A 9,329-nucleotide genomic window follows, 5' to 3' on the forward strand; every position below is an offset into this window, starting at 1 on the left:
TGAGGGGAACATTCAAATGACTCAAAAAACCATATTGGGCTTGGCGGCAATCTTAGCCCTGACCTTGATCAGCATCGCAGGCTTCTACTTCTTTAGCCCTAAACACACAACTGAAAAAACGGTTCCAGCCAGTACTTCTGAGGTCAGCTCTGCACAACCTTTAGAATCCGCCAGTTCAGAAGCAGTATCCACTGTGATTGCAGCGGCAGAAGTGGATGGCATCGATGTCAAAGAATTGACCACGGGAAGCAAGCGTCTGAGTCCATCAGATCATGAACCTGAATTGCTGAGTTTTGAGTTTGATCAAAACCTTAAGGCGGTGGATACCTTACTGTCGATGCTGCCTTATGATGAACTGCCTGAATTTGAGCAGGAAAATATAGACAAGTATCAGCGCTATATCTTTGCCAAAGCCGCAAAAGATACAGGCAAATCAGTGCAAGACTTTAGCTTGCAAGAACATGGCGCACTGGAGTCGGAGCAAGCGGGTAATCGCTACTACGTCTATAAATTTGATAACGGCACAGACTGTGAAATCCATCTGGTCAGTATTGACTTAAATACGGGCGATTATGGCGTGAGCTATAACTACTGCTAAGGATGAAATGTATGAAGCGATTTTTTAAACCGATCCTACTCGCAGTGACTGTAACGGCAGGAATGTTGTTGAGTGGATGCAGTTCTGGCCTTGATCCAAATACATTTACGGTCGAACTCGATGTAATTGATACCAGTAACTGGTATGCCCAAAATCAATCCGCTACGGTATTGACCATCCGTTCCAATATTGCAGAGCCTATCGATGTCAGCCATGTTTCTGTCAATCATGGACAATGTCGTTATGAAGGCTATCGTCGATCGTTGGAATATCCGCAGCACTTTAAGATGGGGCAACGTTTAAGACTGAAATTAACAGACTGTAGCTACAGCAATGTGGTGCAGGTTGATGTCGAAACAGATAAAGGCACTGCAAGCTATAGCTTTCAATAGCGACTCTCCTCGACAAAGCAAAATTTAAATCAAACCGTGTCCTCAATGGGCACGGTTTTTTTATGTCCTCAATTCGCTCTTCGCACTGAATTCATTTCGCAAGGAATACCCATGTCTTTTATTCGATGTCCCTACTGTCAGTCTACCCAGGTCAGACAAACCGATTCAGGCAATGCGCATGCCAATTATTTTGAGCAACTACAACGTTGTATCTCACCAACACAGATGGCGATGTTTGGCATGCAGGTCGCTCGCAAGTCAGGCTTTTCACCGCTCTTCGGTGCAGCTGTTGGGGTAGTGGTGGGTGGCGTACTGGTGGTGGTGAGTCAGTATGCCTTTGAAAAATACTACAGCAATGCCGAGCAGTATCTCTGTCTGGATTGCCAACAAGCGTTTGCATGGGTGCCGTAATCGCATCTCTAACTTTACACGGTTACATCTTTGAATAGATGGATTGTTTAAACCCTTACAGCACATTTCTGCATCTTTACATCTTTCACTTTTATTTAAGGAATAATCAAAATGGCACATCAACTTGAACAAATGGCGTATGTCGGACAAACCCCGTGGCATGGTCTGGGCAATCAACTTAGCCAAAACCAACCGATTGAAGTCTGGGCCAAGCAAGCGGGCATGGATTGGCGCATTGAATCATCCAATGTCAGCTACATGGCTCAAAACTCACGTGGACAAAGCATCATCATGCCGTATGAAGAACAACGGGTACTGTACCGTTCAGATACCCATGCTCCTTTATCGGTGGTGAGTCAGCGTTATCAAGAAGTCCAACCGATGGAAATTCTGGAGTTCTACCGTGATCTGACTGAGCAATCAGGCTTTGAACTGGAAACCGCAGGTGTCCTAAAAGGTGGGAAAAAGTTCTGGGCTTTGGCACGTACAGGACAAACTGCAGAATTGAAAGGTGGAGATGTCAGCAATGGCTATATTCTGCTAGCAACCGCATGTGACGGTACGTTGGCGACCACAGCACAATTCACCAATATCCGTGTGGTGTGCAACAACACTTTAGCGATTGCCTTACGTGGACAGAGTTCCAGTGCAGGTGTAGTCAAGGTACCGCACAGTACCAAATTCGATGCCGACAAAGTCAAAGATCAACTCGGTATTTCAGTGAAAACATGGTACAACCACATGTATGAAATGAAACAACTCACCCAACGTAAAGTCACCCAGAAAGAAGCAGCGGCTTATTTTGATGCGGTATTTAACAACAATAGCCTAAGTGCGATGGAACAGGAGGATAACATTATTCAGTACTACCGTAATGTTGCGTCTCAAGCCAATCCACAACCCAATAAAACTGAACCGAATGGACGTGCCATGACCAAAGTCATGAATATGTTTAATGGGCAGGGACGTGGAGCAGACTTATCTTCAGCCAAAGACACCGCCTATGGACTACTTTGTGCGATCACCGAGTTTGTCGACCATGAACGTCGTGCGATGAGTACTGATCACCGCCTCGATTCGGCATGGTTTGGTGCAGGGGCAGCATTGAAACAACGTGGATTGGAGCAAGCTTTATATCTTGCAGCCTAAATTTTATCTCGTATCCCTCTTTGCCACATCTTCGGATGTGGTTTTTTTTATGCCGTTTTAAAATCAATGATAGAAGGATAAACCCATGAATCAGATTATAAACCCAACAGTAACGTCTCAATCTCAGTATTTACCAACTGTAGCCAATGACAAGCTTAAACAAAGTCAATCAGGTTCAAAACGTAGTTTAAATGCCAAACGTCTGATCAACACCAAACAACTGGACTATCAGGCATGGCTGGAAGTGCGTAAGCAGGGAATAGGCAGCAGTGATGCCGCAGCCGCCTGTGGCTTGAATCCTTATATGTCGATGCTGGAGCTGTGGATGATCAAAACAGGACGGGTACAGCAGAATATTGATGATGAAAGCTCAGGACATGCACCTTTATATTGGGGCAAGCAGTTAGAACCGCTAGTGGCTGAATACTACAGTCTGCATACCAACAACAAAGTTCGTCGGGTCAATGCGGTGCTGCAGCACCCTGATCCTGACAAAGCCTTTATGTTGGCAAACTTGGATTATGCCGTGGTGGGCAATGAAGACGTGCAAATCCTAGAATGCAAAACCGCAGGAGAATATGGCGCTAAACTGTGGCGAGATGGTGTGCCGTTATACGTGTTATGTCAGGTACAACATCAACTGGCGGTGACAGGCAAGCAAGCGGCACATATTTGTGTGTTGCTGTGTGGACAGGAAACCAAAATCTACAAAGTCAGTCGTAATGAAGCTTTGATTGAACAGATCATTCAGGCAGAACGATTATTTTGGGAATGTGTTGAAAATGACGTTCCACCAGCAGTGGATGCCAGTGAATCGGCAGCCAAAGCTTTACAGCAGCTCTATCCTGAACATACCCCGCTCAGTTGTGTTGATCTAACGGAGGTCGAACTTGCCAATGAACTGTTTGATCAGCTGATACAGGAGAAACAACAGATTGAACAACACCAAAGCCAGTTTGACCTACTCAAACACCGAGTTCAGGCACTGATGCAGGAACATGAACGTGCCGTATTTCAGCAAGGTTCAGTGACATGGAAGAAGAGCAAGGATAGTATTAGCCTGGACATCAAATCCTTACTTCAGCACCAACCTGAACTCATTCAACAGTACCCACTGCAGAAAGCAGGCAGTCGTCGTTTCAACATTTATCACGATTAGCTCAAAACTTAGAGTTAATCACTCAGCAAGAAGTATCTGAAATCCCGTGCAGCCCTGCATGGGATTTTTTTATGCCGATTTTATTTTAAGCACACAGGGCAACACATCTAAACATCTCAACGACAGAGGAATTTCAACATGATTAAAGGTTTAGCCATTACACCACCCATCTTGGGACGGATCAGTATTGGCCGTGTAATAGAAAAAAATGGCAAGCGTCTGCCAGAGAAAGACGATCAGTTCACCATTACCAGTCAAATACAGGGTAAGGACGGTTGGATTAAACACCCCTTGGATGAGCAATTGCGTAATCAAGCACCGAATCAAAAGTTACGTAGCATCCCTGTACGTATGATCTTCAATGACCCTGAATTGAACTTACGTGCCGAGTACAGCTTGTTTGACCGACAGACAGGTCGCCCGATTTGTGTGGGGAATGGTCAGACGTGTCAGCGTATGACATCACAAGGTGTAGAGCAACATCCTTGTCCATCACCCGACTTATGCCCACTTGGACAAGGTGGACATTGCAAGCCTTATGCACGCCTGTATGTGAACTTAGATGAATCGGATGAATTTGGCACCTTTATCTTTAGAACCACAGGCTTTAACAGTATTCGCACTTTGGCTGCACGTTTGAATTACTACCATGCAGCTTCAGGTGGATTGTTGTCGTGTTTACCATTGCAGCTCACCTTGCGTGGGAAAAGTACCACCCAAAGCTATCGTCAGCCCGTGTATTACGTGGATTTAACGTTACGGGAAGGAGTGGATTTGAAAACCGCGATACAGACAGCCAAGGAGATTGACCAACAGGGGAAACAGGCAGGGTTTGATCAGGTGGCATTAGATCAGATTGCACGGCAGGGTTTTGCCAATGCCAAATTTGAGGTGCATGCAGAGGAGGGGATGGAATTGCTAGAGGAGTTTTACCTACACAGTGACAGTGCTGTAGATACGGAGCATTCAGCGCAATTGAGCTATGTGCAGGATATTCAGCAGGGATTGCAGCGATCAGTCAGACCAGTCACCTAATCGATTGGTTGGAAAAGAGCAGCTTTCTAGGTTGCTCTTTTTTACGACAGTATTAGTCGTGGGAGTTGTCAAAGTACTATTTTAGCTATAGCTATCCCGTTAAAATAACAAGACTTAATTAATCTCTATTTTTTTTGTTAAGTGCATGACTTTTAATAGGTCGCAGATATGCTAACTTAGCAACATTGTTTAACATTAAGTATAAAACCAAAGCGGTTGATCTTGGATTGAGGAAATAAAATGCATTCATTGGAACAAAAATTTCTAAATGACTTAGATGACAAGCTTTGGAAAGCCGCCGATAAATTACGCAGCAGTCTAGATGCAGCCAACTATAAGCATATTGTTTTAGGACTGATTTTCTTAAAGTACGTATCAGATGCTTTTGATGAACGGCAATCTGAACTCAAAGAATTGTTTGCACAAAAAGACGACCACAACATCTATTACATGCCGCGTGATCAGTACGACAGCGAAGAAGAATACCAACAGGCTATTGCTGATGAACTAGAAATACTGGATTACTACCAAGAAAAAAACGTATTTTGGGTGCCAAAAGCAGCCCGTTGGTTAAGTATCCGTAATGGAGCAGCACAAGCGATTGGCTCTATCATTTGGCAGGATGAACAAGGGCAAGATGTCAAACTACGCTCTGTATCCTGGCTGATTGACAATGCCTTTGATGAAATTGAAAAAGCCAATCCAAAGCTTAAGGGCATTCTGAATCGTATTGGACAGTACCAGCTGGACAATGACAAGTTACTTGATCTGATCAATACTTTTTCTGACACCAGTTTTACTAATCCAGAATATAACGGTGAGCAACTCAGTCTGCACAGTAAAGATATCCTCGGGCATGTCTACGAATACTTTTTGGGACAGTTTGCCTTGGCTGAAGGGAAGCAAGGTGGGCAGTACTACACGCCTAAAAGTATCGTCACCTTAATTGTTGAAATGTTGCAGCCTTATAAAGGTCGTGTGTATGACCCAGCGATGGGTTCAGGCGGATTCTTTGTATCCAGTGAAAAATTTATTGAACAGCATGCTCAGGAAAAGCATTACAAAGCCTCCGAACAGAAAAAGCATATTTCTATTTATGGTCAAGAAAGCAATCCGACCACATGGAAATTGGCTGCTATGAACATGGCGATTCGTGGGATTGATTTTAATTTTGGTAAAAAGAACGCGGATACATTTTTAGAGGATCAGCATCCAGACTTACGTGCTGACTTTGTGATGGCCAATCCGCCTTTTAACATCAAGGATTGGTGGCATGCTTCTCTAGAAAGTGATGTGCGCTGGAAATACGGTACACCGCCACAAGGTAATGCTAACTTTGCCTGGATGCAGCACATGCTGCACCATCTGTCACCAACAGGCAGCATGGCACTTTTACTTGCCAATGGTTCGATGAGTTCCAATACCAACAATGAAGGCGAGATTCGTAAAAACTTGATCGAAGCCGATCTGGTGGAATGTATTGTCGCGTTACCGGGACAACTGTTTACCAACACGCAAATTCCAGCTTGTATTTGGTTCTTGACCAAAGATAAAAAGAACGGCTTATCCTTGGATAAAAAGAAAGCCAACCGTGAAGGCAAGACGCTGTTCATCGATGCTCGTAATTTGGGCTATATGAAAGATCGCGTACTGCGTGACTTTACCGATGCTGATATTGCCAAAATCACCAATGCTTTACATGCTTGGCAACAAGGCGAAAATTTTGAAGGCGAAGCGTATCAAGATGAGAAAGGTTTCTGCTTCTCTGCTGAGTTAAAAGATATACAAAAGCACGACTATGTATTGACTCCAGGACGTTATGTGGGTGCAGTCGAGCAGGAAGATGATGGCGAGCCATTCGCTGAGAAAATGCTGCGTTTGACTGCTCAGCTCAAAGAACAATTTGCTGAAAGTGCTGTCTTGGAAAGTGAGATTAAAAAGAATCTAAAGGGCTTGGGTTATGAGTTCTGATCATCCTTTATTACAAGAAATTCAGAAGGGTGAAAGTCAAACCCTTGAATTTAAAGAGCAGTTACCGAAAGGGCAACAGGTCGCAAAGACCCTGATTGCTTTTGCCAATATCAGTGGTGGTAAATTGGTGGTGGGTGTAAGTGATGATCGCCAACTCGTAGGTATTCAAGGAGATATTTTTGAGTTGCAAGATCAGATCACTTCGATGATCAATGAACTGTGTATGCCAAACATTCTGCCGTATATCTATATCGAGAATATCCAAGGCAGAGAGTTGCTGGTGATTGAAGTCAGCCGTGGTTCATTATTGCCTTATTATCTCAAGCCGCAAGGCAAGGCACAGGGGACGTATATCCGTTTAGGTGCGAGTAATCGTGTGGCATCGCCTGAGTATATCCAGCAACTTGAATTGCAACGTCTGAACCAGACCTTTGATGAGCAGCCGAATCCGCAATACAGTTTAGATAACATCGATTTAAAGTCTTTACAGCAAGCCTTTACTGAGGTGGGTAAAGAGCTGTCTTTGCAAAAGATGCGGAATCTCAAATTGATCATTCAGCAGAATGGACAGGATTACCCAAGTCATGGGTTACTCATTTTGTTGGGGCTTTATGAGCAGGTTGAAATCAAATGCAGCCGCTTTAAAGGCACGACCATGACAGTGTTTTTGGATAAAAAAGAATACCGTGGAGACTTATTTAGTCAGTTGAAGCAAACAGAGCAATTCATTAAAAACCATCTGCATCTACGGGCGGAGATTTTAGGGTTACAGCGTACGGAAAGTTTTGAAATTCCAATTCCTGCGATTCGTGAAGCCTTGGTGAATGCAGTGCTGCACCGTGATTATAGCAATGCAGGGCGTGATATTAAGGTTGGCATTTATGATGACATCCTGAATATTGTATCCCCGGGTGGCTTGCCCAATGGTCTGACTGAAGAGGATTTGGCGCAAGGTCGTTCCGAGATCCGTAACCGTGTTTTGGCGCGTGTGTTTAAAGAGCTGGGTTATATCGAGCAGTGGGGCAGTGGGATTGCCCGTATTAAAGATCTTTGTTTACAAGCAGGTAATGCCGAACCTCAATTGAAGGCGCAAGGTGATTTTGTCGATTGGGAGTTTTACCGTCCTTCGATTGAGAAATTAGGTGGCTCAATAGGTGGCTCAATAGGTGGCTCAATCCAAGAAACTATGCTGACAGATCGTCAAAAAGAGATTTTAGTTTTGATTCAACAAAATCCAAAAGTTTCCTATCGTGCTATGGCAGAGCAACTTGCTATTAATGAGTCAGCAGTGAAAAAGCATTTGAATAACTTAAAAGATGCAGGCTGGCTTGAGCGTGTGGGTGGAACACGTGGCTATTGGGTGATTAAGAAAGAGTTTGGAGGTGGGATGTGAGTTCTACTCTACGTTTGTTTTGGGAAGCTGCGGGCGGTAATGTGCCTGAGCATTGGGAATTTAAAACAATAGATGAGTTATTAGAGCATCCGAAGGCTATATCAGTTGGTGTGATGTATCCAGGATCTGATTCAGATGGTGGTGTTCCCTTAATTAAAGTTTCTGATGTTAAAAGTGGAGCAATTGCATCACGTCCTTCATTTTGTATCAGTAACAAAGTTGATGAAGAGGCAGAGTAAAACTTGAAGTGCGACATAAACCACCTAATTAATTTAAAGGGTTTATGGAGTATATAAAATTGTCATACCATCATCTTAACTTTGAAGATCGTACTGCATTAATGCTTGAGTCAAGAAAAGAAGGCTTTTCAGCCAGAAAATTTGCTGAACTCATTAAAAGACATCCTAGTACGATCTATCGTGAGCTTAAAAGAAATAGCATCAATGACGTTTATCAAGCTCGATATGCTTCTGATAACACCTTCGCTAGACGTAGACGTGGTCACAGAAAACTCAAAATCGATTCAATCCTCTGGAAATTTATTGTTGAAGCGATCCGTTGTTTATGGTCTCCTCAGCAAATAGCAAAGCGTTTAAAGACATTTCCTGATTTGGATCAAACAATGAATGTAAGCCATACAACGATTTATTCAACGATACGAGCATTACCCAAGGGTGAGTTGAAAAAAGACTTATTATCCTGTCTGCGTCATGAAAATAAAAAGCGAAAAGCTAACGGTGAACCTAAAAAAGATTCTATATTACAGGATATTAAAACTATTCATGAGCGCCCAGCCGAAGTTCAAGAAAGAAAAATACCGGGTCATTGGGAAGCTGATTTAATTAAAGGTAAAGACAATAAAAGTTCGATAGCAACACTTATTGAACGAAATACACGGCTCTGTATCTTGGCAACATTACCTGATGCAAAGGCAGAATCAGTGCGCAAGGCTTTAACTGAAGCTCTGAAATATTTACCTGCAGAACTGCGTAAAACGTTGACCTATGACCGTGGACGCGAGATGTCAGAACATAAAATACTCGAAGAAGATTTAGGCATAGATGTATATTTCTGTGACCCACATTCACCTTGGCAAAAAGGCACATGCGAAAATATGAATGGTTTAATTAGGCAATATTTACCTAAAGGGATTGATTTAAATCAGGCAGATCAGCATTATTTAAATCAAGTTGCCATGTCACTGAATACTCGTCCTAGAAA

10 protein-coding genes are annotated in these 9,329 nt (G+C 43.2%); all 10 read left to right on the top strand.

All coding sequences use genetic code 11. The features are described from left to right. Positions 1-16: 16 nt before the first annotated feature. Positions 17-598: a hypothetical protein gene (locus tag MKL51_RS05055; RefSeq protein WP_017482061.1), complete on the top strand. Its 582-nt coding sequence runs from the start codon at positions 17-19 to the stop codon at positions 596-598. Positions 599-609: 11 nt separating this feature from the next. Continuing rightward, positions 610-990 (top strand): hypothetical protein, encoded by a 381-nt coding sequence (locus MKL51_RS05060; protein ID WP_017482062.1) that lies wholly within the window; start codon positions 610-612, stop codon positions 988-990. A gap of 111 nt (positions 991-1,101) precedes the next feature. Further along, the gene (locus MKL51_RS05065; RefSeq protein WP_002126054.1) at positions 1,102-1,401 is read left to right on the top strand and encodes a hypothetical protein; all 300 of its coding nucleotides are present in this window, start codon (positions 1,102-1,104) and stop codon (positions 1,399-1,401) included. Positions 1,402-1,512: 111 nt separating this feature from the next. Then, positions 1,513-2,550, top strand: coding sequence for a DUF932 domain-containing protein (locus MKL51_RS05070; RefSeq protein ID WP_017482063.1), 1,038 nt, complete (start codon positions 1,513-1,515; stop codon positions 2,548-2,550). Positions 2,551-2,635: 85 nt separating this feature from the next. Beyond that, positions 2,636-3,709, top strand: coding sequence for a YqaJ viral recombinase family nuclease (locus tag MKL51_RS05075; protein WP_017482064.1), 1,074 nt, complete (start codon positions 2,636-2,638; stop codon positions 3,707-3,709). Positions 3,710-3,847: 138 nt separating this feature from the next. Further along, positions 3,848-4,744, top strand: coding sequence for a recombination directionality factor (locus MKL51_RS05080; protein WP_017482065.1), 897 nt, complete (start codon positions 3,848-3,850; stop codon positions 4,742-4,744). A gap of 240 nt (positions 4,745-4,984) precedes the next feature. Further along, positions 4,985-6,715 (top strand): class I SAM-dependent DNA methyltransferase, encoded by a 1,731-nt coding sequence (locus tag MKL51_RS05085; RefSeq protein ID WP_017482066.1) that lies wholly within the window; start codon positions 4,985-4,987, stop codon positions 6,713-6,715. Further along, positions 6,705-8,108 (top strand): AlbA family DNA-binding domain-containing protein, encoded by a 1,404-nt coding sequence (locus MKL51_RS05090; protein ID WP_017482067.1) that lies wholly within the window; start codon positions 6,705-6,707, stop codon positions 8,106-8,108. Before MKL51_RS05085 ends, MKL51_RS05090 begins: the two co-directional genes overlap by 11 nt. Further along, positions 8,105-8,347 (top strand): hypothetical protein, encoded by a 243-nt coding sequence (locus MKL51_RS05095; RefSeq protein ID WP_270904189.1) that lies wholly within the window; start codon positions 8,105-8,107, stop codon positions 8,345-8,347. The genes MKL51_RS05090 and MKL51_RS05095 overlap by 4 nt, the downstream gene beginning before the upstream one ends. Positions 8,348-8,391: 44 nt before the next feature. Then, positions 8,392-9,329, top strand: a 938-nt coding sequence (locus tag MKL51_RS05100) for an IS30-like element ISAba125 family transposase (RefSeq protein WP_079396101.1), incomplete at its 3' end; no start/stop codon positions are given.

The sequence above is a fragment of the Acinetobacter sp. AOR18_HL genome (genome assembly GCF_027855145.1).
GTDB lineage: Bacteria > Pseudomonadota > Gammaproteobacteria > Pseudomonadales > Moraxellaceae > Acinetobacter > Acinetobacter pittii.